Origin of the sequence: Paenibacillus lentus, assembly GCF_042714055.1 — a bacterium.
Classification (GTDB): Bacteria; Bacillota; Bacilli; order Paenibacillales; family Paenibacillaceae; genus Fontibacillus; species Fontibacillus lentus_A.
Window position 1 is genome coordinate 143,845 of record NZ_JBHGVC010000008.1, and the last position, 23,185, is coordinate 167,029.

A 23,185-nucleotide genomic window follows, 5' to 3' on the forward strand; every position below is an offset into this window, starting at 1 on the left:
GTGAGCCCGCCGTGCGGAGCGGCAGGTCGAACGAAGTCTCGCGCCTGGAGCGCGAGTATCCCTTCTGGGACGTATAAGTAACTCTCCTTTGGAGAGTTTTTTTGCGTCCAGGGGATGAGAACCCCAAATATCCACACCTCTAAGCATAATACCTTGGCTTGGGGCGAAATAATTTTTATCTTTTCATAAGAAAACGCTTGCAGATAGATAGAGGATATGGTATAAAAAATATAAATCTAAACGTTTAGATTTTAATCGAGATTTACTAATTTGAGGAGGTGGAGTATGTCTAACATTAGCATCAAAGATATTGCAGCCAAAGCGAATGTGTCTACAGCCACCGTCTCCTACGTCCTGAATGGTACTCGGAATGTTCGTCCGAAAACGCGTGAACGGGTATTAGCGGTAATCGAAGAGCTTAACTATAAGCCTAACGATATTGCAAAAAGCCTAAAGAGGAGACGTACCAACACGATCGGTGTTATTGCCGAAGACGTCACCGTATTCAATACGCCGGAAATTATCGATGGTATTAACGATTACGGCGACCGTCACGATCTGCATATTTTGCTGACGAACCTCCGTTTGGATAAGCGAATTGGCCGCGATTTTGACAGCGTAGAGAAGTACAGAAAATATGCTACAAGCGCTGTATCCGAGCTTCTCAGCAAGCAAGTGGACGGGATCATCTATATCGGCGTACATACCCGGGATCTGAGTGGATTAATCGATACGGAGGGCAAACCGATCGTTTACACCTACGGGTATACCCAGGACGATGTGGCGATCCAATATAACGACGAACAGGCTTCCTATGAAGCGATGTCCTATTTGGTTCAGAAGGGACATCGACGAATCGCTATTATCAGCGGTTTGATGGATTCGATTCCATCTCGTCTTCGGTTGAACGGATATTATAAAGCCGTAACGGATTTTGAGCTGCCCTTTGATCCGCTATATATAAAGATGGGGGATTGGGAGCGGGAATCCGGGTACCGATTAACAATGGAATTGCTGGCCTTGCCGGAGCCGCCAACAGCGATTGTATCTATGAATGACGTCATGGTTGTCGGAGTTCTTGAAGCGGCAAATGAAGCAGGTGTGAAGGTACCGGCGGATTTATCCGTAATCGGATTTGATAATCGGGAATTTAGCGATTATTTGACTCCTCGAATTACAACGATGGATATTCCCCTGCATGAAATGGGCTATCGTGCAATGGAGGTTCTCCATGATTTTATGCGCGGGAAGAAAAGCGAGCCTATGAAAATGCCGGTATGTCGCTTGATTGAGCGTGATTCTGTAGCTGCCCCGAAGAAATGATAGCCATCTTTCGTGCCAGCTTCTCTTTTTCCAATATAATCTAAACGTTTAAATTCTTGACCGAATGGTGACAACTTGTCAGCGGAGGGCCGTAGAATCTGGATTTTCAGGTCATTTGATGCTACAGCTTCCCCTTACAAGCTCACATATATATGCACACACATTAAGGAGGGGTCAATGTGAAAATGAGCAAGAGTACAAGCAAGGTCAAAATCGGGAAAACAAAGTGGTTTATGCTATCCCTGGTAGCTGTGCTGTGTCTCGGTTTGCTGTCTGCCTGCGGCGGCAAAACTGAAAGCGGTGCCAACCCATCTGCTAATGGAGGGAATAAAGGAACGGAAGGAAACGAGGTAACGCTTCGTTTTATGACCTGGGATTCCGGACAGACGCTTCAGCCTTACCAGAATGCAATTAATGCTTTTATGGAAAAGCACCCTAACATTAAAGTCAAGGTTGAATCCGTACCGGATAACTACGATCAGAAGCTATTGACATCGCTTGCGTCAGATACTGCTCCTGATGTGTTTATGGCCTGGAACTATCCGCTGTATGTGCCGGGCGGAGCTTTGGAAGATATGCAATCCTGGGTAGACAAGGATAGCTACGATCTGGGCAAATATTATCCGATCTTAATGGATTATATGAAATATGAGGGGAAATTGTGGGGGCTCCCGACAACTTACTCCACACGGGCAATTTACTACAACAAGAAGCTGTTTGATGAGGCAGGCGTACCTTATCCGCAAGACGGCTGGAAATGGGATGAGTTTGTTGATACCGTTCAGAAGCTGACCAAACCTGGACAATATGGTTTTATTATGACGCCGGATGATGTTATGACGATGCAGCCCTATGTCTGGAGCAATGGCGGAGATATGGTGAGCGAGGATGGACAAACGGTTGAAGGAGTATTGAACAGTCCTGAAAATGTGGAAACCATGACGTTCCTGAAACAGCTGTATGATGCATCCTCAAAAATTAACTCAGCCGGTAAATTCAGCACCAATAACGGCTTGGAATCGTTCCAGACCGGACAAATCGCGATGTTTGACAACGGAATGTGGCCGCTCGGGGACATTCTGAAGGAAGGCAAATTAGATATTGGCACCGTTACGCATCCGCTGCCGGAGGGAGGCAGCTTGAAAGGTATTATCCATACCTCAGGCTACTCCATGCCGAAGTCCGGCAAGAACAAAGAAGCCGCTTGGGAATTAATCAAGTTCATGTCGGGCGAGGAAGGAATCAAAATCATTTCAGCAAATAAATTCACTTTCTCCCCGGTCATTTCCATAGACGAAGAGAACGGTTACGCAAAGGATCCTTATTTGGAAGCGTTCGCTAAAGAATTGGAAGGCAGCGACAAGCTGATTGCGAGCATGCGGAATGAGAGATGGAGTGAAGCTGAAGATATGATCCGTGCCGGGGTGCAGGCTATTTTCTATAATAATGCGGACATCCAGAGCACTTTGAATGATGCGGCTAAGCAAGCTCAGTCAGTTTTGAAATAACGGGTTGAAGTACGGATTTACAGTAATGGAAGGATGGGAGGCTACAGGCGAAAGGCTGAGTCGCTTCCCCTTCTCCTCAAATTGAGGTGATGACTACAACATGGCACAATCCAGCGCAGATCAGGCTTTGATGAAACGTTCCTTCAGACGGAAAAGACTTCGGGAGAATGCGGCAGGTTTATTCTTTATCTCTCCGTGGCTAATCGGCTTTCTTCTACTGATGTTCGGCCCCATGGTGTTCTCCTTGGGAATCAGCTTCACGGAATGGAATATGGTCGGCAGCCCGAAATTTATCGGTGTTGAAAATTACATTCATATGTTTACTAGCGATCCCTTTTATTTTAAATCGATGATCGTGACGTTTAAGTATGTATTCATCATGGTGCCGCTGCAGGTCATATTTGCGATTTTAATCGCTGTCCTGCTGAATCGGGCCACGTACGGCATTAAATTTTTTAGATCGATTTTTTATTTGCCATCCTTAATTCAAGGGGTAACGTTGGCTCTAATTTTTAGCTGGATGCTGAACGACGATTTTGGCCCTGTCAATTACATGCTGGAGCTCGTCGGGCTTCCACGGGTACATTGGCTGACCGATCCCAACGTTGCTTTGTACGCACTCATATTCATTGCTTTATGGGGCGTCGGTTCCCCGATGGTACTATACCTGTCAGCACTTCGCTCGGTATCCTCCGAATATTATGAGGCCGCCGACATTGATGGGGCGGGGCCGATTCGCAAATTTTTTAACATTACGATACCGCTCATTACGCCAACGATTTTATTTAATATTTTGACAAGCCTTATATCGGCCTTTCAAACGATCGTGCTTGCATTCGTGCTGACGGGCGGCGGGCCGGCGAACTCAACGTATTTCTATTCCTTGCATGTATATCGCAACGCATTCACCCACTTTAAAATGGGATATGCTTCCGCTATGGCTTGGGTGATGTTCATTCTAATCGTGCTGTTGACGGGGCTTGTTCTGGCATCGTCTAAATACTGGGTTCATTATGAAGACGACGGAGGTGGTCGCTAATGCACGCGATAGAGAGCAAAAAACGGTTCCAATCTATCCTGGTTTTGGTTTTAATCGTGCTCTGTGCAGCAGCTTTCCTCTTTCCGATCGCCTGGATGCTGTCCACTGCGGTGAAAGCGCCGGAGGACATATTTACACCAAAGCCGGAGCTTATACCAACAAATTTGCAGCTGCATAACTTTGCCGATGCTTGGAAAGCTCAGCCGTTTGGACGATTTCTTCTTAACACGCTAATCGTAGTTGCTGTTTCGACTCCGTTTGCTATGCTATCCGCGACGATGGTTGCTTTCGGATTTGCCCGGATCAATTTCTGGGGCAGAAATGCTTTGTTTTTATTTGTAATCGGCACCATGGTCATTCCTTGGGATGTGACGGCCATTCCGCTATATATTCAATACAACAAGATGGGGCTCATTAATACGCTTTGGCCCATGATTTTGCCGGGGGCGTTTGGCTCTGCGTTTTTCATCTTTTTGGCCCGGCAATTCATTATGGGCGTTCCGCGTGATTTGGACGAAGCGGCCGAAATTGACGGATGCAACCGCTGGCAAATTTATTGGAGCATCATTTTGCCATTATGCCGCCCGATCGTGGTCGTTATCGGAGTATTCCATTTCGTCTGGTGCTGGAACGAATTTTTAACACCGCTTATTTTTATTAACGACCAGAGTATGTATACGCTGCCGCTCGGAATTAACTTATTTAAGAATGCCTTCAATATTGAATACGAAAAATTGATGGCCGTATCCTGTTTATCGGTTCTGTTCCCGGCAACACTGTTCTATTTTACGCAAAATCTTATTCTAGGGGGCATTTCGCTCAGCGGAGTCAAAAAATGATAAAGATGACAAGACTGAGGGGTGGAGACATATGAACATACTGAGCAATCCAAGGTTTGAACTTGCCTTTACAGAGCGTGGAGCGGTAAAGTCTCTGTTTATGAAGGACGATCCGAACGCTATGAACTGGGTCGTCGACCCTGCCTATTTGGCAGAGGTTGGCTATGACGATAAGGATAAGCTGTTCGGGGAATGGACAGCGGTAGTGAATGGCCGTACGGTCAATAGCTTTGATTTGATCCCAACCATTGTACAGGATAATGACCACAGTGCAGTAATCTCCTTTGACGCAGACGGTTTCACGATCTCCCTTACTTACTGGCTTGAAGAGGAGCAAATTCGCTGGGGGATCGAAGGCATTAATCGGACGGGGGAGCCATTGCGGATCGACGGGTTCCATGTTTGGTTCTCATTAGCCTACGTGATGTTCCGCGATGACGATGTGCTGCGTAACATCCGGCAATCATGCGCTGTATTTGCGCATATGGGAGGAGACTTCTCCAAGTTTGCGGCAATCCGGCGCAGCAATGAGGCGCCACATCTCGGTATTTACGGAATAAAAGGCCGCACGGCGGCGTTCGGTTCATTTTGCAGATATGAAAACCGTTTTTTGGAGCAGGTATCGCCATCACTAGACGGGCTGCTGTTTCATCGATTATCGCTTATAGAGGATGGCAGCTCGATGCCAGAATCGGCAGCAGTCGACTGGATTTATAGAGATGCATATCATCCGCTTATTTTGGAAGCTGGGCAGCGCATGCAATGGGAGTATGTATTTGCTACTTGTGATGATCAGGAGGATTTTTATCAGCGTGCTTTAGAGCACGGACATCCTCGTTGGACGTATACTCCAGTGCTAACGTCAGGCGGGCTGTTTCAAGCCGAGCTGGAGCTTCCGTCTGGCCAGCAGTTGCAGCAGGTCAGGCTGCTTACTTCGCCACCCGATGGCGGGGCCGTTCAGGAGCAGGACGTTACCGCTTATTTCGTGGAAGATCAGCAGCGCCGTTTATTCAAGTCTGCCTTGCAGCGAACGGAGCCGGGTGAGCATAAGCTTGAGCTGTTGTTGAAGGACGGACGGAAAGATATCTTGGTATGGAACGTACTTGTACCCATCGACCGTATTCTGGAGAAGCGAGCGGAGTGGCTGTGCCGTAACAATTATGATGCTGAGGGCAAAATGGGAAGGCCGCATGCGTTTCTACCTCTATCCAATCAAGGGGAATCGTTAGGAAAGCTAACCTTTTTGCTCATGAAAAATAGTTTGACGACCCCGGTTTCCGAGCAAGTCGAAAAAGCGGAAGCTTCCGCTGTATTCGATATGAAGCGTCACTGGTTCGAGCACGGTAACTTTCTCAAGCCGCGGGCGTTGTATGGAAGCTTCTATCGTATTTTTGACCTGGATTATATCGCCCACGTATTTTACCTGCTCTCCCGCATCGAGGCTCCACTGCTGAAGCTGAATACGCCGCAAACCTATTTGCAATGGGCGGCAGAGGTGCTTTCTGTTCGCTTGAATCCGGATTGTCACCAAGGCCAGAGGGAGAAGGATGAAACAGGCTTGAGTGGCGTGTTTATATTATATATCGACGATTTGCTCAAGGATTTATCGGCAGCTGGCCTGCTGGAGTGGCATCAGCGTTTGACCCGGCTGTGGAAAGAGTTTGGTGAAGGGCTGGAAAGGAAATCAGAACCGTTTGCCGGAGCCATTACGGAGCATTTCTATGATAATGCCGGCTTCGGCCCAACGTGCGAGACGTTACTCTCCGTTGGATTGACGGAGGAAGCGGAGCGATATGGACAACTGATCCTTGCCAATATCGGCTTTAGCAACGATTATCGGGCGCAAAACCCTGATCGCTGGTGGGAAGCGTTGTCGTATATGATCCATTCCTTGTGGGGAGGACTCGTTGCCGCCTCTTCACGGGTAGCCTATGAACATCTTGGAAACCCGCAGTATTTGGAGGCCGCGTATCGCTCGACAATGGCTGTCTTTAATTGCTATGACTGGAACGTCACCTCCACACCACGGCGCCTGGAACCGGGAGAAGCTGCCTCTACTTATAGCGTGGCTGCCCCGAATTTGAATATGCCTTCCCTGTCGCATGATCGATTCGGGCAATCTGTATTTCGGGACGCGAGCGACCCGCTATTTGCTTCCCTGTTCTCCAATGCGACAGGCGACGATTGGGACATGGGGGAAGAGCTAGTAGCCTATCTGCTCGGATTTGGCACGACAACCTACCTATATCGCGATCCGCAAGGGAAGCTGCGCTGTGTTAACGGATATGTTGTAAGGGATGGGGATAGCTGGATTATAACGAGCTATGCGGCTTATCCCATGAAATACGTCGTTCTGGAAGAAGGTTTGGTGCTTCAGGCGAATAAGGGGGAGGTGCTCAGACGGGCTCGGCTTTGGGAAGGAAAGCTGTCAGTACTGGAAGCCGTACATGAAGTTGAACAATGAACGAAGCGCTGAAGGCGCTTAGACCACAGATAACAATAGCAGCAGCCGTAGATCAAATAGGATTTACGGCTGCTGCTGTTTATATAAATATAAGAAAGTATATGTTTCGGAGGCTCCGCTTCCTTATATCGCAAAAAAACATTAAATGTGGTCTGTCTTCTTTGAATGTACGCCGATAGATGTTTTTCTTGTAAATTACAGCACCACGATACGCTGAGAGGCTGCTAAGATTCGCAGCTCGATATTGAGGCTTTCTTTCATCTCATCGGTCAAATCGAGCAAGAGTCCATAGTGGAACACGGAGTTTTCATATTCCCTTTGCCAGCGAATACTGCCAGGGAACTTATGCAGATCCTCGTTTAAACGAATATGTACTGTAGCACGAATCTGATGGGTGGAGGCACGAAGATCCAGCTTGGACTGAATTCGGCATCCCGATTTGCTAATATCGAGCAGCTCGACTTCTGCTAATTTACTAGTAACAGTAATATCGTTGATTTCCCTGATTTCTATCCAGCATGGCAAGGGTGTTTTCATAGAATAACGGAAGGGCTCCGTTCTTCGTGTTGTCATTGTTACATCCTCCGTAATAGGAAATATATCCGATTATATAGGATATTTAAGGTAAATGATATGTTTTTGCTTAAATAATTAATTCGTCTGGGAACAGCGGAATGACAAGGAAGTTATTGACAATATAAAAGCTTAGTGTAATTATATACTTAGCAATACTAAATACTATGCAAAGTAAGGTGATGGAATGAGCGATACGGCCAGCCAGTTGAAGAAGGGTGTCCTGGAAATTCTCGTGTTGCATTTGCTGAGCCGATCGGATCTATACGGCTACCAATTAATTAACGAGCTTGATATTCGCAGCCATGGATATTTTAAGATGAAGGAAGGCACGCTCTATCCGGTTCTGTACCGGCTGGAGGATTCCGGCCATATCGAGAGCTATTGGGAGCGGGATGATGGCAAACGGGGTGTTAGGAGGAAGTATTACAGGATTACCGACTCCGGACAGCGGAGATCCGCAGAAATGCGGCAGGAATTGGCTCTGTTCTTCGGTTCCATTAAACAGGTGATGGAGGAAGATATTTTATGAACAAAATCGACAATTACGTTAATCAAGTACTGCTTCATATTCGGGCCGATCGCCAGGTCAAACTCAGAATTCGGGAAGACCTCATTGCCTCATTGAATGAGAGAACTGCTTACGTATCCTCGAGGGATGTGGATTATGTTCTCTCCAGTCTTGGAAGTCCTGCTGAAATGGCAAAGGAGTATATGGAGAACTTGGATACAACTGTGCCGAAATTTACGAATGCAATGTACGAGGAGTCACCCTATTTTGAGTATCGTTCAAAGTCTACCTTGTTTGGCGTTCCATGGATTCATGTGAAGACCAGAAGATGGTATGGCAATCGTCCCGGGGTAGCCCGAGGAATTATTGCTGTAGGGGACGTATCGATTGGGTGCATCTCCCTTGGCGGAATTGCGTTTGGAGGCATTTGTTTAGGCGGCGTGTCGGTTGGACTTTGCTCTTTTGGAGGGCTGGCAATAGCGGCTTTATTAGCTATGGGCGGAATAGCGATTGGCACGGCTGCCATAGGAGGCATTTCAGTCGGGCTGATTACACTTGGCGGAATAGCGGTTGGCCAGGTCGCAATTGGCGCAGAAGCGTTCGGTAAAGTGACTCATAAGCTTGACTCCTCGGGTTCCATGACGTGGAAATTGATCACAGAACTTATAAGCAAGGCATTTAAATCATAGGATCAAATAATATCTTCTATATATAGGGGGCACGGCTACATTGATTTTGAAAAAGAAAGCGAAAAAAGCAAAGAGGCTGTCCAGAAGAGCTGTACTCTTTGAACAACCTCTTGCGCTGCACCGGTTACCCGGTGGTAGAAAGCGTTTTCCGGATATCCTCCTCTAGGGCCGAAGGCTCAGTCCGTGCGCTGTATTGCTTCAGTATATTACCGTTACGGTCAACAAGGAATTTGACGAAATTCCATTCGATATCCCCGGTTCGGTAAGGAGCAGGAACATGGTTGACTAGATAATCGTACAACGGATGAGCATTGTCGCCTTTGACGTCGATTTTAGCGAAGAGCGGGAAGGTTATTTGATAGTTCAAATCACAGAAATCCTTGATTTCTTCTTCCGTGCCCGGCTCTTGCCCGGCAAATTGGTTGCAGGGGAAGCCGAGGACGACCAGTCCCTGATCGCCATACGTATCGTATAAATGCTGCAATCCTTTATAATGCGGCGTCAGTCCGCAAGCGCTCGCCGTATTGACGATGAGCAAGACCTTCCCCTTGTATTGTTCAAGAGTCGTAGTTTCTCCATCAATGGTTCGAACTTCAAAATCATATAGCTGTGTCATCGCGTTATACCAGATCACAGGCTTCCGCTGGCATCCAGTGGGCATCCTGTCCTTCCCATTTCACATTGCAGCCTAGCGGATTCGTTAGAGGCACGCTAACAGGCTGGCCGGAGGTAAGTTCGGTTAGAGCTCTTTCTAGGTCGTTGGTCGTCATTTTGGCAGTTTCGCGAGGGTTGTCCACTCCACGGCCCGTATAAACGAGGCGACGCTGCTGATCAAATACAAAGAAGTGTGGGGTGCGAAGCGCGCCATAAGCTCTGGCTACGTCTTGATCCATGTCCCGAAGATATACCCAAGGGAATCGGTGCTCTTCCATTCTGATGATCATATGTTCAAAGGAATCGTCTGGATGCGTGTTCTCGCTGTTCGCATTAATGCCAACAAAGGCCACGCCCTTGTCCTTGAATTTTTCCGCCGTTTGGCGGGTCACTTCATCGGATCCGACGACATAAGGACAATGATTGCAAGTGAAAAAGACTACCAAGTAATCGGCCGAGGCGAAGCTGTCCAATGAATACAGAGCTCCATCAGTTGCCTTAAGTTCAAAATCCGGAGCCTGAGCTCCAAGCTGTAACGTAAAACTCATGTAATACGTACCTCCTTATCAATTCATTTGATAGATTGCGTTTAAACATGAGCAGAGCTGGTAAACAGTCAGACGTCTATATTGTACTTCATTTTGCTTAATCTGCATAATTGAAAAGCAAATGAAAAGCGAGTCCTTCGACATTGTAAATGTTGATTTTAGTCGAAAAAACTCGCCGTTTATTCTATGTAAAAAAGCTTTTAAGAGCTCCATTCATATGATCAAGATCCGTTCATTGAAGAAGAGCACTAAGGGTGCTTGCCAGGAATAATAGCAGCGCCGTACCGGTTAAGCTAATTAATAGGGTTAGTATGATTTTCACCGCAATATTAGTAGGTAACCGAAATACGCTGACATTGGCTGTAGCGGTCAGTATACCGATTAAAGCACCGATTGCACCGCCTATAAAGATGAATATTAATGGCAAGAAGCACCATATCTTGGCAACGGCAGGCAGTGGTTTGGTTACCTCGATGATGGTGCCGTCGACAACCAGATTCGGTACGTCAATTCCGAACAAGTCCCTTTTCCAAGCGGCTTCAACCTCCTGTCCGTCATCCCGCCGTAAAATCATAGGTTGTTTCTTTTTCGTGGTGACTTCTTGATTGTTCACAAAAAGTCGGGCTTTACCGCCAAACCCAGAAGTAACGATTTCTAGCGTTTGATTGGCAAAGCCTGTGGGATAAATACTGTAACGCATCATCTTCCTCCTCAATTAATTTGATAGTGTATCTTCGTTTATATCGGAAGGAATGGGATTTTTTTGTAGGAGGACGATTTTAAAATTTTGCTGTTTTTTAACGAATGTTGTCGATAAATATTTTTTAAAAAACTCTCTCGATGGAGAGTTGCTAATACGTCCCAGAAGGGATACTCGCGCTCCTGCGCGAGACTTCGTTTGTCCTGCTGCAGTGCCTGGCGGTCTCACTTCGACGAACCCCTTGAGGGGTTCTCATCCCCTGGACGCAAAAAAACTCTCCCGATGGAGAGTTGCTAATACGTCCCAGAAGGGATACTCGCGCTCCAAGCGCGAGACTCCGTTCGTCCTGCCGCTACGCATGGCGGTCTCACTTCGACGAACCCCTTGAGGGGTTCTCATCCCCTGGACGCAAAAAACTCTCCCGCTGGAGAGTTACTTATACGTCCCAGAAGGGATACTCGCGCTCCGAGCGCGAGACTCCGTTTGTCCTTCCGCTGCGCGTGGCGGTCTCACTTCGACGAACCCCTAAGGGGTTCTCATCCTCTGGGAAACGCAAAAAACTCTCCTAATAGAGAGTTTTGACTACGTCCCAGAAGGGATTCGAACCCCTGACCGACGGCTTAGAAGGCCGTTGCTCTATCCAGCTGAGCTACTGGGACAAAAAATATTAAAAACGCAAGCAAAAAATATTTTATCACAGCTAGCGCTATGAATCAATAGTGAAATGAAATAAAATATTCCTTCATTAATAGCTGCAGTGATTTGTCCTTTATTCCTCAGCAACTGCCGTTCAAAAGCTTCAAATTTAAGAAATAAGCAAATGCGCGAAGCAGGGAATCAATACAAGTATTTTTATCTCGAATACGTCTATGCTATAATCTCAATTAATTGAAAATACGGACAAAGGAGGTTGCGCATATCAGCAATTCTCGACCCGATGAAAAGGACAACATCGTTCTATTTCCAAAAACATTGGATTACTATCAAATTGAGCTTACGCGGATGCTGGAAACGGAAAGGTACCGTGAGGCGGGGGAGCTCTTGCAATTCCTTCTGCAGTGCCAAGGACAGGATCCTCGGCATTATGAGGAGTGGCGAGCGCTGCTGGATTGGTTAAATAGTGCCTTTCCGACCTTCGACAAGGAGGATGCACCCGAAGAGGACTCCTATGCCGAAGAAGAAATGGCTAGACAGCATGCTGAAGCCAAGCTGGCGGAAGATCATCTTTATGCCGAGAAGCTGCTGTATGCCGTTACCGAGAAGCCTTTATCGGAGCAGACATTTCTGGCGTTAGAGCAGCTTGTGTATCTGGATAGACCAGCAGTAGACGAGGTGCTGATACGGTGGATTGAACATACGGATCTGCATCCGCTGCTCCAATACCGCGTGCTTCAAACCCTGCAGCGACGGGGGGCGCAAGGAACGTTGACATTCAAGCGCGGCGGAGAGCAGGTGGAGATTGATATCGAGACCGTTCCCTTAAAGCCGGAGCAATTCCCGGCACCAATTCAAGCGGTATTAGAGCGGGTTGGCAATGAAACGCAGGTGCATGATCCGACGTTGTTTTATTTTGCCCAGGAGCTGTGGTCGCAATTTATTATGGCGATCTACGGCACGAAGGATTACCATTCGATTTTGAGTGAGGAGGATGCAGTCATCGATATATGGGCGGCAGCCCTCCATTTAATGGTTTCGGACAGCCTTCCCGGCGGAAAAAGCGATGAGGAATTGAGAACGCTTTATGGCATAACGGATGATTTGCGATTAAAATTTGAGCAGGCCTGCCGTTCGATGCGGCATTTTGTGGCTGCTGGCGTGGGCGGTTAACAGACAGAGGGGTACATGTCCATCTCGAAGACCCCCTCGTTTCTGCTCTTGTAAAAACATGTATTGTTGTTTATAATATAGTGGTTATTCTGAACGTGGACATAGAGACAGCTATACTGGAACCATGATAGCTGCTTTATCGCGATTCGGTTTCAGTATTTCAATATAGTATTATGTGAAATTTGGAGGGGAAGGCATAAAATGAAAGCAACTTGGGAAAAAATAGAGAAGAACCTCGGCGTTCTCGAGGTTGAAGTGGAAGCAGAGCGCGTTTCTGCTGCACTAGATAAAGCATTTCAAAAGGTCGTAAAAAAAGCTAACGTACCAGGATTCCGTAAAGGTAAAGTACCTCGGTCAATTTTCGAAGCGCGTTTCGGTGTTGAATCGCTTTATCAAGATGCAATCGATATCTTGCTTCCGGAAGTGTACACTGAAGCGGTTGATCAAACGGATATTTTCCCGGTTGACCGTCCTGAAGTGGACGTTGAGCAATTTGCGAAAGGACAACCTTTCAAATTCAAAGCTAAAGTTACTGTAAAACCAGAAGTTACGCTGGGTGACTACAAAGGCATCGAAGTGCCTGTTGAGCCCGTAGAAGTGACTGATGAAGAGGTTAATCAAGAGCTCGAGCGTTTGCAGCAGCGTCATGCTGAGCTCGTTGTGATCGATGAAGAAGCAGCGCAAAACGGCGATACTGTAGTCATCGACTTCGACGGATCCGTAGACGGCGTTCCATTCGAAGGCGGCAAAGCTGAGCGTTATTCGCTGGAGCTTGGAAGCGGCACGTTCATTCCGGGCTTTGAGGAGCAAGTTGTCGGCTTGGCAACAGGAGACTTCAAAGACGTTACAGTGACCTTCCCTGAGACTTATCACGCTGAAGATTTGGCTAACAAAGAAGCTGTCTTCAAAGTAAAAGTACATGAAATCAAACGCAAACAGCTGCCTGAGCTGGATGATGAGTTCGCGAAAGACGTTAGCGAATTCGATACACTTGACGAATACAAAGAGGATCTGAAGAAAGAACTGCTTTCCCGCAAAGAGAAAGACAGCAAAGCGGCACGCGAAGGAATCGTGGTTGACAAAGTAAGTGAAAATGCTGAAGTCGAAATTCCTGAATCGATGGTTCAAAGCGAAGTTCAAAATATGGTTCGCGATTTCGACAACCGTCTTCGTTCCCAAGGCATGAACCTGGAAATGTTCCTAAGCTTCTCCGGTCAAACGATCGAGGATCTGCAGGAGCAAATGAAAGCTGATGCGGAGAAACGCGTTCGCAACAATCTCGTTCTGGAGAAAATTGCGAAGGAAGAAAAAATCGTGGCTACCGAAGAAGAAGTCAACAAAGAGCTTAACGACATGGCGGAAGCCTACAAACGCACTCCGGAAGAAATCCGCAACATTCTTGCGGCTAACGGATCGCTCGGCAGCTTGAATGAGGATGTAGCTATCCGTAAGACGATTGAATTCTTGCTGGAGAACAGCAAAGAGGTTCCGGCCGAGAAGAAGGAAGAAGTAAAAGAAGAAGCCAAAGAAGAAGCAACTGAAGAATAAAATGGCTCTAAGCCCGCCTTGCAGCTTCCGAGGCTTGCAGCAAGGGCAGGATGACAATGTTAAGGCACGTATATAAGATGCGTGCCTTAATTTTTAACCTTTTTAAAATACATAAATTGGTATTACTCATCTGGACAAGTCTTCAGTTATATAATACGTTCAGAAAGTCATACACTGTATCGAATGAAAAATGACATGCGCCTTTGAACGTGATAGAATATTTCTGTAAGCGTAAGAATTTGAAAAGGAAAAGAGGTTGGTCGCATGAGTCTGGTACCTATGGTCGTAGAACAAACAAGCCGGGGAGAACGGTCTTACGATATTTACTCGAGACTTCTCAAGGATCGCATTATTTTTCTCAGCAACGCGATTGACGATGATGTTGCCAATCTCGTAATAGCCCAGTTGCTGTTCTTGACAGCGGAAGATCCTGACAAGGATATCCATCTGTACATCAATTCACCTGGTGGTTCGGTTACAGCCGGGATGGGTATATATGATACGATGCAATATATCAAACCAGACGTTTCTACGATTTGTGTAGGAATGGCTGCCAGCATGGGTTCGCTCCTGCTTACAGCAGGCGCCCCGGGGAAACGATTTGCACTTCCGAACAGTGAAGTGATGATTCACCAGCCGCTTGGCGGTGTTCGCGGTCAAGCCGCGGATATTAAAATTCATGCCGAGTGGATCATCAAGACCAGAGAAAAGCTGAATCAGATTTACGTAGATCGGACGGGTCAACCCCTTGAAAAAATCGAACGCGATACAGACCGCGACTTTTTCATGAGCGCGGAGGAGGCTAAGGCCTATGGGATCATCGACCAGGTCATTAGTAAGCCGATTAAACCATAAAGGGGTGTTTACATGTTTAAATTCAACGATGAAAAGGGACAGCTGAAATGCTCGTTCTGCGGCAAATCGCAGGAGCAGGTTCGTAAGCTTGTTGCCGGACCGGGCGTTTATATATGTGATGAGTGCATTGAACTGTGCACGGAGATTGTAGAAGAGGAACTTGGACACGAAGAGGAATTGGATTTGAAGGAAATTCCTAAACCGAAGGAAATTCGCGATATTCTGGATCAATATGTCATCGGCCAGGAGCAGGCCAAGAAATCGCTATCCGTAGCGGTATATAACCACTACAAGCGTGTGAATATTCAAGGCAAAGTGGATGACGTCGAGTTGCAGAAGAGCAACATTTTGCTGCTGGGTCCTACGGGCTCCGGTAAAACCTTGCTTGCACAGACGATGGCGAGAATATTGAACGTGCCGTTTGCGATTGCGGATGCAACCTCTCTGACGGAAGCCGGGTATGTCGGCGAAGATGTCGAGAATATTTTGCTGAAGCTGATTCAAGCTGCGGATTATGACGTGGAGAAGGCGGAACGCGGAATCATTTACATCGATGAGATCGATAAAGTGGCTCGTAAATCCGAGAATCCATCCATTACCCGTGACGTTTCTGGGGAAGGGGTACAGCAGGCCCTCCTCAAAATATTGGAAGGTACAGTAGCATCTGTTCCTCCGCAAGGCGGGCGCAAGCATCCGCATCAGGAGTTTATTCAAATCGATACGACGAACATTTTGTTTATTTGCGGCGGAGCCTTTGACGGCCTGGAGCAGATGATCAAGCGCCGGATCGGCAAGAAGGTTATTGGCTTTAACGCGGTAAGCGAAGGGCAAAAGGATCTTAAACCGGGCGAATATCTGTCCATGGTACTTCCAGAGGACTTGCTTAAGTTTGGTTTGATTCCAGAATTCGTCGGCCGTTTGCCGGTTATTTCTACACTAGAGCCGTTGGATGAGAAGACGTTGGTACGCATTTTGTCCGAACCGAAAAATGCTTTGGTGAAGCAATATCAGAAGCTGCTTGAGCTTGATAATGTGAACTTGTCCTTTGAACCGAAGGCGCTAGAAGCGATTGCCCAAGAAGCGATTAAACGCAACACGGGCGCACGCGGACTTCGGGCGATCATTGAAGGCATTATGCTCGATTTGATGTACGAAGTGCCTTCACGCGAGGATATTACGGACTGCGTCATTACCGAGAAGGTGGTTCAGGATAAGACGGTTCCTGAGCTTCAGCCGAAGAAGAACAAGAAGCAAGAAGAGAGCGCATAAGGCCTAGCGGCTGGATACGCCACAAAATAGATGTCTAGTCCTCCACCTTTGCCAGAGGCGCGTCAAGTTTACGCGCTTGCTTGCAGGGGTGGAGCTTTGACGTTATGGGAGAGACCTGAAATGACATTCTTGAGACAAGATACCCGGCCGGTCAAAGTTGGTAATCTAACGATCGGCGGCAGTAACGAAGTAATCATTCAGAGCATGTGCACGACGAAGACCGCAGATGTGGCCGCAACGGTGGCGGAAATCCACCGGCTTGAGGAAGCAGGCTGTCAATTGGTTCGCGTGACCGTGAATAATGAAGAGGCTGCTGCGGCGATCAAGGAAATCAAGAAGCAGATTCATATACCGCTTGTGGCTGATATTCATTTTAATTACAAACTAGCTCTGCTCGCGATTGAGAACGGCATTGACAAGGTGCGGATTAATCCGGGAAACATTGGGCGGAGAGAGAAGGTTGAGGCTGTCGTTAAAGCTTGCAAGGAGAAAGGTATCCCGATCCGCATCGGGGTAAATGCCGGTTCCCTTGAAAACCATCTGCTCGAAAAATACGGCTATCCTACGCCGGAGGCGATGGTGGAGAGCGCGTTGTTCCATATCGGAATACTGGAAGAGCTTGATTTTCACGATATCATTGTGTCGCTCAAAGCGTCTGATGTACCGATGGCTATTGCAGCGTATTCCAAAGCCGCAGAAGTCATTCCTTATCCGCTGCATCTTGGCATTACCGAGGCAGGTACGTTGTTCTCAGGTACCGTCAAAAGCGCGGCCGGCATTGGAGCTCTGCTATCGATGGGCATCGGTTCTACGCTTCGTATTTCATTGAGCGCTGACCCTGTAGAGGAAGTGAAGGTTGCTCGAGAGCTGCTCAAGACCTTTGGTTTAATTTCGAACGCAGCAACCTTGGTGTCCTGTCCGACCTGCGGCCGTTTAGACATCGATCTGTTCGCGATCGCCAACGAAGTAGAAGATTATATAGCCAATCTGAAAGTACCGATTAAAGTGTCTGTGCTTGGCTGCGCGGTGAATGGGCCAGGCGAAGCGCGTGAAGCCGATATCGGGATTGCCGGGGCACGCGGCGAAGGTCTCCTGTTCCGTTATGGGGAAATGATTCGCAAGGTGCCGGAAGCGGATTTGGTATCGGAGTTGAAGAAAGAAATCGACCACATCGTGGAGGTCTATGAAGCGACTGGCGAAATCCCCGGCCGCAAGGAGCACCGGGCAGCCACCGCGAAGGAATAAACGATGAGCAATAATTTTGAAAAAGTACAAGCGTTTTGAACGCATAAGTCCATGCGTAAATATAAGCAAAGAAATAAAGATGAAGGAAACCGTGAACTGCATGAAGCGCAGTTCACGGTTTTTTTGGGCATTTATATTTTGGCATTTATATTTGATATTTTGGCTTTTTAGGCATATAAGCTTAATTGTTTCTTTTAATAAAGGGCACCCTATATCGTTGGTAGAGTCCATCCAGTTACCCGTTCCAATCACCCGTTTTTTATTGAACTTATATAATAATTCATGGGTGTTATCGGCATACGGACATTCCAGGTCAATCGTTTTTATATTGAATTTGAATACTAAATGTATTTTCTACAGTTAGTTAATCTTTTTTTGAATTATCACTTGTACTAAATGGAAATCTGGACTTCTGTCAAGAAAGTGGACACCTATTAAGTGAAAGTTTATGCCGTCTCCTTCTTGAATTGCGCAGCAAATTGAACCGGCGACAAATAGCCAATGTAAAACCTTTCACATCTTCTCCACTGGAAACTCGGAGCGATGTTCTTTGATGAATTGGAACCTCAGTTCCTTTCTTTGCTGAAGATGTGCAGCGCCTTTTTTAATATAGCGAGTTCTTCCTGGAGATCTTGATTTTCCCGCTCCTTCTCTTGATTCTCCAGTTCCTTTTTACGCAGTTGTTGTTCGAGTTGACGCACTCTCTCCGGTGTAACTAAAGATTCCAGCTGGATATCATCACGGTAAAGTGCTTTCCAGTTATGCAACACACCCGCAGATATACCGAGTTCTTCGGCCAACTGCGACATTGACTTACCTTGCTCTAAAATATACTTCACTGTCTGCTTCTTAAACTCTTCACTGTAACTATTACGTTCCATCCGGACATCTCTCCCTTAAGGATTATTATCTAGGTTCACTTAAGGACTGTCCACTTTTTATTCTAGCTGCAGTTCTCCAGTTAGTTTCCTCAGACATGGCCAAAACCGGTGAACTAACTGTATGAAATACACTTAGACACTTTGGCCTTGCCATATAAGTGATAAAGCCACCTTAAAGTTAATCAAATCCGTAAACCTTAATGACTTTCGCCGATCGGGGTCTAGCACTTTAGAAAGTAATGCCGATCGCGGTTTGGCTCTTTAGAAAGTAGTGCAGATCGCGATCTAATTCTTTAGGAAGTAATGCCGATTGTGGTCTGGCTCTTTAGAGAGTAATGACGATGGACGTTTTTCTTAATTGCATTTTTAGCTTTCATTTGCGTTTTATGATGGGCGAATAGGGCAATACTACCATGTATCAGTAAAAGTGTGGGAGGCTCTGTATAATGGAACTGAATGTAATTTTGATGTCCGTCCAAATGTTTTTTGCCGTTGTGATTGGGCTTTATTTCTGGAATCAGCTTCGCAGCCAGCGGGGAAACCGAACCGCAGTGGACAAAGAGTCGCGCAAAGAAATGGAGAAGCTGCGCAAACTGCGGGCGGTGTCATTGACGAAGCCGCTTGCGGAACGTACGCGTCCCGCGACTATGAACGATATCGTTGGCCAAAAGGATGGACTCCGGGCTTTAAAGGCTGCATTATGTAGCGCCAATCCCCAACATGTAATTATTTATGGCCCGCCTGGGGTCGGCAAGACGGCTGCTGCCCGAGTGGTGATGGAGGAAGCAAAGAAAAACCCGATATCTCCGTTTAAAGCGGACGCAAAATTTATTGAAATGGACGCCACGATCGCCAGGTTCGACGAAAGGGGAATTGCCGATCCGCTCATTGGTTCGGTTCATGATCCGATTTATCAAGGGGCGGGCGCTATGGGGGTTGCGGGGATTCCGCAGCCAAAACCGGGTGCTGTGACGAAAGCGCATGGCGGCATTCTGTTTATTGATGAAATTGGGGAGCTTCATTCCATTCAAATGAATAAAATGTTAAAGGTGCTGGAGGATCGCAAGGTGTATCTGGAAAGTGCCTACTATAATTCCGAGGACTCCGGAACGCCAGCGTATATCCATGACATATTCCAAAATGGATTGCCTGCCGATTTTCGGTTGGTCGGAGCGACGACGCGTTCCTCGCATGAAATTCCTCCGGCCCTCCGTTCCCGCTGCATGGAAATTTATTTCCGACCGCTGCTGCCGGATGAAATCGCGCAAATTGCCGAGGATGCGGTAAAAAGGATTGGCTTTCAGCCCTGTCCCGAGGCGATCGAGGTCATCAAGAAATTTGCGACGAACGGGCGGGAGGCCGTGAATATGGTTCAGCTTGCGGCAGGGCTTGCCTTGACCGAGCAGCGCGATCATTTGCTGGCTTCGGATTTGGAATGGGTCGCTACGAGCAGCCAGCTTGCACCGCGTCCGGATCGTAAAATCAACGAGCAATCGGAAATCGGGGTCGTCAATGGGCTCGCCGTGTATGGACCTAATATGGGAACCTTGCTGGATATTGAAGCGACGGCCGTGCCTGTCCAAAAAGGCAAGGGCGTCTATACCATCACGGGTGTGGTGGATGAGGAGGAAATTGGCGGAGGAAACCGGACGCTGCGGCGAAAAAGCATGGCTAAAGGCTCGGTGGAAAATGTGCTGACCGTACTAAAGAGCATTGGGCTTCATCCGGCGAATTATGATCTGCACATTAACTTTCCCGGAGGCACGCCGATCGACGGCCCGTCCGCCGGAATGGCCATCGCCACAGCCATTGCTTCCGCGATCAAGCGAGTGCCTGTGGACAATCGGATCGCCATGACCGGTGAGCTTGGCATACACGGCAAAGTGAAGCCGGTGGGCGGGGTCGTTGCCAAAGTAGAAGCGGCTTTTCAAGCGGGAGCGACGACCGTGCTTATACCGAAGGATAATTGGCAGACGCTGTTTGAGGGCCTGCAGGGGCTGCGGGTAATTCCGGTAGAATCGGTGTCCGAGGTGTTCCGTCATGTGTTCGGGCCCGAAGCTGATAAGAATTTTGACTTGTCGCTTGGCGGGGACTCCTTTGTTCCGGCGCCGGCCCCATTTCTGCATGCGGAGTCTCCGCAAGGCGGGGCGCTGTAGCTTCTCATCCTGTTTGGCAGCCTTTAGATTCGGCGTCAGAAATGTGACTTGTGTGCCCGTATTGACTAACACGTAAAAGGGTTTTACAGTCGAAGGTTTTACCGGGGCGGCTGCATGTAGCAGTCGCTCTTCGTTGGTGTTTTCAAGAAACATTTGCTAAAATAGGACTAATATCTAACGAGAACGTTTGGAGGTGCGAAAGCGATGGGATCCCATAAATCCAAAAGCCGTCGTTTTCCTTTGCTGCCCTTACGCGGCCTTCTCGTCTATCCGAGCATGGTTTTGCATTTGGACGTAGGCCGGGAGAAATCCGTAAAGGCGCTGGAAAAAGCGATGGTAGACGACAATTTGATTCTCCTCTGTTCTCAATCCGAAGTGAACATAGAAGAGCCGACCCAAGAAGATATTTTTCGTATCGGTACAGTTGCGAAAGTTCGGCAGATGCTGAAGCTCCCTAACGGAACGATCCGTGTATTGGTCGAAGGAGTGGAGCGCGCTGAAATTATTGAATATTTGGACAATGACGAACATTACGAGGTGCTTGCGCAGGAGCGTCCCGAAGAGGAGACGCTTGATCCAGAGGTAGATGCACTCATGCGTACCGTACTGACCCAATTCGAGCACTACATTAATTTGTCCAAAAAGGTCACGCCGGAGACGTTGGCCGCGGTGTCCGATATTGAAGAGGCTGGGCGTCTGGCGGATGTCATTACAAGCCACTTGTCGCTTAAAATCAAGGATAAACAGGAAATTTTAGAGACAATCGATGTAAGAAAGCGGCTGGAGAAGCTGCTGGATATTTTGAATAATGAGCGTGAAGTGCTGGAGCTGGAGCGCAAAATCAGCCAGCGCGTCAAGAAGCAAATGGAGAAGACGCAGAAGGAATATTATTTGCGCGAACAGATGAAGGCGATCCAGAAGGAGCTCGGTGAGAAGGAAGGCCGGGCAGGTGAAGTGGAGGAGCTGCGTGCTCAGCTGGAGGAAAAAGAGCTGCCCGATCAAGTCCGAGAGAAGGTAGAGAAGGAAATCGACCGCCTGGAGAAGATGCCTGCCAGCTCTGCTGAAGGCGGTGTCATCCGCAACTATGTCGACTGGCTTCTTAGCCTGCCTTGGAACAAGAGAACCGAAGATGATCTGGATCTGGCCAAAGCAGAGCAAGTGCTCAACGAGGATCACTATGGCCTGGATAAGCCGAAGGAGCGCGTGCTCGAATACTTGGCAGTACAGAAGCTCGTGAAGAAGCTTAAAGGGCCGATTCTTTGCCTCGTAGGGCCGCCAGGGGTAGGGAAAACCTCTCTAGCTCGCTCGATTGCACGGTCACTCGGCCGTGAGTTCGTGCGGATCTCACTGGGCGGCGTAAGAGACGAGGCTGAAATTCGCGGCCATCGCCGTACTTACGTGGGAGCGATGCCCGGCCGTATCATTCAGGGCATGAAGTCGGCGGGTACGCTGAATCCTGTATTCCTGCTCGATGAAATCGATAAAATGGCCTCCGATTTTCGCGGAGATCCATCTTCAGCACTGCTTGAGGTGCTTGATCCGGAGCAGAATAATACGTTTAGCGACCACTTCATTGAACTGCCATTCGACCTGTCGAACGTCATGTTCGTGACGACGGCGAATGCGGTGCATAACATTCCTCGTCCACTGCTGGATCGGATGGAAATGCTCTATATTCCGGGTTATACCGAGCTGGAGAAGCTGCAGATTGCTTCGCGTTACCTGCTTCCCAAGCAGAAGCGTGATCATGGGCTGACCCCCGAGCAGCTGGAGATTAGCGAGGACAGCCTGCTGCGTACGATTCGAGAGTATACCCGGGAATCGGGTGTACGCAACTTGGAGCAGCAGGTCGCGGCCCTGTGCCGGAAGGCGGCCAAGAAAATCGTATCCGAGAACGTGGAACGCATTGTAATCGAGCCTGACGACATCAAGGATTATTTAGGCGTCCCGAAATACAGGTATGGCGTAGCTGACCTGGAGGATCAGATCGGTACGGTAACCGGGCTGGCCTGGACGGAAGTTGGCGGCGAGACCCTTGTCATCGAGGTGACCGTCGTACCGGGAACCGGGAAGCTTACGTTGACCGGGAAGCTTGGCGATGTGATGAAGGAGTCGGCTCAGGCGGCTTTCAGTTATACGAGATCCCGAGCGGCGGAGCTGGGTATTCCGCTCGATTTCCATGAGAAGAACGATATTCACATTCATATCCCGGAAGGAGCCATACCGAAAGACGGGCCTTCCGCAGGCATTACGATAGCGACGGCGCTCATCTCCGCGCTGACGAACCGCTATGTCTCCAAAGACGTGGCAATGACGGGAGAGATCACGCTGCGTGGGCGCGTGCTGCCGATCGGCGGCTTGAAGGAGAAATCGCTGGCCGCCCACCGGGCAGGGTATAAAAAGATTCTGCTCCCTAAAGACAACGAACGCGACCTGCGCGATATTCCGGACAGCGTGAAGGAAGACGTTGTGTTTGTTCCTGTGTCCCATATGGATCAGGTGCTGGAGCATGCCCTTGTAGATCAATCGGGGATCCATTAGAGAGGAATTTTAACG

19 protein-coding genes and 1 tRNA gene are annotated in these 23,185 nt (G+C 48.1%); 14 read left to right on the top strand and 6 right to left on the bottom strand.

Annotated features, from left to right (window positions below; all coding sequences use genetic code 11):
* The first annotated feature begins 285 nt into the window (after nucleotides 1-285).
* From ACE3MQ_RS18570 to ACE3MQ_RS18590, 5 genes are all read left to right on the top strand, one after another.
* Nucleotides 286-1,323 carry a LacI family DNA-binding transcriptional regulator gene (locus ACE3MQ_RS18570; protein WP_379395371.1) on the top strand — a complete coding sequence of 346 codons (1,038 nt, stop codon included), beginning with the start codon at nucleotides 286-288 and terminating at the stop codon, nucleotides 1,321-1,323.
* 185 nt (nucleotides 1,324-1,508) lie between these two features.
* Nucleotides 1,509-2,831 (top strand): ABC transporter substrate-binding protein, encoded by a 1,323-nt coding sequence (locus ACE3MQ_RS18575; RefSeq protein ID WP_379395501.1) that lies wholly within the window; start codon nucleotides 1,509-1,511, stop codon nucleotides 2,829-2,831.
* 100 nt (nucleotides 2,832-2,931) lie between these two features.
* Nucleotides 2,932-3,870, top strand: a complete 939-nt coding sequence (locus ACE3MQ_RS18580) for a carbohydrate ABC transporter permease (protein ID WP_379395373.1) — start codon at nucleotides 2,932-2,934, stop codon at nucleotides 3,868-3,870.
* Complete coding sequence (locus tag ACE3MQ_RS18585) at nucleotides 3,870-4,709, top strand: carbohydrate ABC transporter permease (protein ID WP_379395375.1); 840 nt, start codon at nucleotides 3,870-3,872, stop codon at nucleotides 4,707-4,709. The genes ACE3MQ_RS18580 and ACE3MQ_RS18585 overlap by 1 nt, the downstream gene beginning before the upstream one ends.
* Nucleotides 4,710-4,740: 31 nt before the next feature.
* A complete protein-coding gene (locus ACE3MQ_RS18590) occupies nucleotides 4,741-7,173 on the top strand; it encodes a hypothetical protein (RefSeq protein WP_379395377.1) in 2,433 nt (810 codons plus the stop codon).
* Nucleotides 7,174-7,368: 195 nt separating this feature from the next.
* On the opposite strand, the gene ACE3MQ_RS18595 is transcribed toward ACE3MQ_RS18590, so the two are convergent.
* Nucleotides 7,369-7,746, bottom strand: a complete 378-nt coding sequence (locus tag ACE3MQ_RS18595) for a PilZ domain-containing protein (RefSeq protein WP_379395379.1) — start codon at nucleotides 7,744-7,746, stop codon at nucleotides 7,369-7,371.
* A gap of 187 nt (nucleotides 7,747-7,933) precedes the next feature.
* Here ACE3MQ_RS18595 and ACE3MQ_RS18600 point away from each other — a divergent pair, with 187 nt between their 5' ends.
* Both ACE3MQ_RS18600 and ACE3MQ_RS18605 read left to right on the top strand, forming a co-directional pair.
* Complete coding sequence (locus ACE3MQ_RS18600) at nucleotides 7,934-8,278, top strand: PadR family transcriptional regulator (protein ID WP_379395381.1); 345 nt, start codon at nucleotides 7,934-7,936, stop codon at nucleotides 8,276-8,278.
* Complete coding sequence (locus ACE3MQ_RS18605; protein WP_379395383.1) at nucleotides 8,275-8,946, top strand: hypothetical protein; 672 nt, start codon at nucleotides 8,275-8,277, stop codon at nucleotides 8,944-8,946. Before ACE3MQ_RS18600 ends, ACE3MQ_RS18605 begins: the two co-directional genes overlap by 4 nt.
* 124 nt (nucleotides 8,947-9,070) lie before the next feature.
* Here ACE3MQ_RS18605 and ACE3MQ_RS18610 read toward each other — a convergent pair whose 3' ends face one another.
* The 4 genes from ACE3MQ_RS18610 to ACE3MQ_RS18625 form a co-directional block, all read right to left on the bottom strand.
* Entirely contained in the window at nucleotides 9,071-9,562 is a 492-nt protein-coding gene (locus ACE3MQ_RS18610; RefSeq protein ID WP_379395503.1) for a glutathione peroxidase, read from the bottom strand.
* A gap of 4 nt (nucleotides 9,563-9,566) precedes the next feature.
* A complete protein-coding gene (locus ACE3MQ_RS18615; protein WP_379395385.1) occupies nucleotides 9,567-10,148 on the bottom strand; it encodes a thioredoxin family protein in 582 nt (193 codons plus the stop codon).
* A gap of 232 nt (nucleotides 10,149-10,380) precedes the next feature.
* A complete protein-coding gene (locus ACE3MQ_RS18620) occupies nucleotides 10,381-10,848 on the bottom strand; it encodes a hypothetical protein (protein ID WP_379395387.1) in 468 nt (155 codons plus the stop codon).
* Nucleotides 10,849-11,433: 585 nt separating this feature from the next.
* Nucleotides 11,434-11,507, bottom strand: a tRNA-Arg gene (locus ACE3MQ_RS18625).
* Nucleotides 11,508-11,850: 343 nt separating this feature from the next.
* Between ACE3MQ_RS18625 and ACE3MQ_RS18630 the strand changes: the two genes are divergently transcribed.
* The 5 genes from ACE3MQ_RS18630 (at nucleotide 11,851) to ispG (ending at nucleotide 17,592) form a co-directional block, all read left to right on the top strand.
* Nucleotides 11,851-12,675: a hypothetical protein gene (locus tag ACE3MQ_RS18630; protein WP_379395389.1), complete on the top strand. Its 825-nt coding sequence runs from the start codon at nucleotides 11,851-11,853 to the stop codon at nucleotides 12,673-12,675.
* Nucleotides 12,676-12,876: 201 nt separating this feature from the next.
* A complete protein-coding gene (tig, locus tag ACE3MQ_RS18635; RefSeq protein ID WP_379395392.1) occupies nucleotides 12,877-14,223 on the top strand; it encodes a trigger factor in 1,347 nt (448 codons plus the stop codon).
* A 264-nt stretch (nucleotides 14,224-14,487) separates the two neighbouring features.
* Nucleotides 14,488-15,078, top strand: a complete 591-nt coding sequence (gene clpP, locus ACE3MQ_RS18640) for an ATP-dependent Clp endopeptidase proteolytic subunit ClpP (protein ID WP_379395394.1) — start codon at nucleotides 14,488-14,490, stop codon at nucleotides 15,076-15,078.
* A 12-nt stretch (nucleotides 15,079-15,090) separates the two neighbouring features.
* The gene (gene clpX / locus ACE3MQ_RS18645) at nucleotides 15,091-16,347 is read left to right on the top strand and encodes an ATP-dependent protease ATP-binding subunit ClpX (protein ID WP_379395396.1); all 1,257 of its coding nucleotides are present in this window, start codon (nucleotides 15,091-15,093) and stop codon (nucleotides 16,345-16,347) included.
* Between the two features lie 120 nt (nucleotides 16,348-16,467).
* Nucleotides 16,468-17,592, top strand: coding sequence for a flavodoxin-dependent (E)-4-hydroxy-3-methylbut-2-enyl-diphosphate synthase (gene ispG / locus ACE3MQ_RS18650; RefSeq protein ID WP_379395398.1), 1,125 nt, complete (start codon nucleotides 16,468-16,470; stop codon nucleotides 17,590-17,592).
* A gap of 566 nt (nucleotides 17,593-18,158) precedes the next feature.
* Here the strand turns inward: ispG and ACE3MQ_RS18655 are convergent.
* Complete coding sequence (locus ACE3MQ_RS18655; RefSeq protein ID WP_379395399.1) at nucleotides 18,159-18,473, bottom strand: transposase; 315 nt, start codon at nucleotides 18,471-18,473, stop codon at nucleotides 18,159-18,161.
* A gap of 446 nt (nucleotides 18,474-18,919) precedes the next feature.
* Between ACE3MQ_RS18655 and lonB the strand changes: the two genes are divergently transcribed.
* Together lonB and lon are read left to right on the top strand one after the other, a co-directional pair.
* Nucleotides 18,920-20,629 (top strand): ATP-dependent protease LonB, encoded by a 1,710-nt coding sequence (gene lonB, locus ACE3MQ_RS18660; RefSeq protein ID WP_379395401.1) that lies wholly within the window; start codon nucleotides 18,920-18,922, stop codon nucleotides 20,627-20,629.
* A gap of 204 nt (nucleotides 20,630-20,833) precedes the next feature.
* The gene (gene lon / locus ACE3MQ_RS18665) at nucleotides 20,834-23,170 is read left to right on the top strand and encodes an endopeptidase La (protein WP_379395403.1); all 2,337 of its coding nucleotides are present in this window, start codon (nucleotides 20,834-20,836) and stop codon (nucleotides 23,168-23,170) included.
* Nucleotides 23,171-23,185 lie beyond the last annotated feature (15 nt).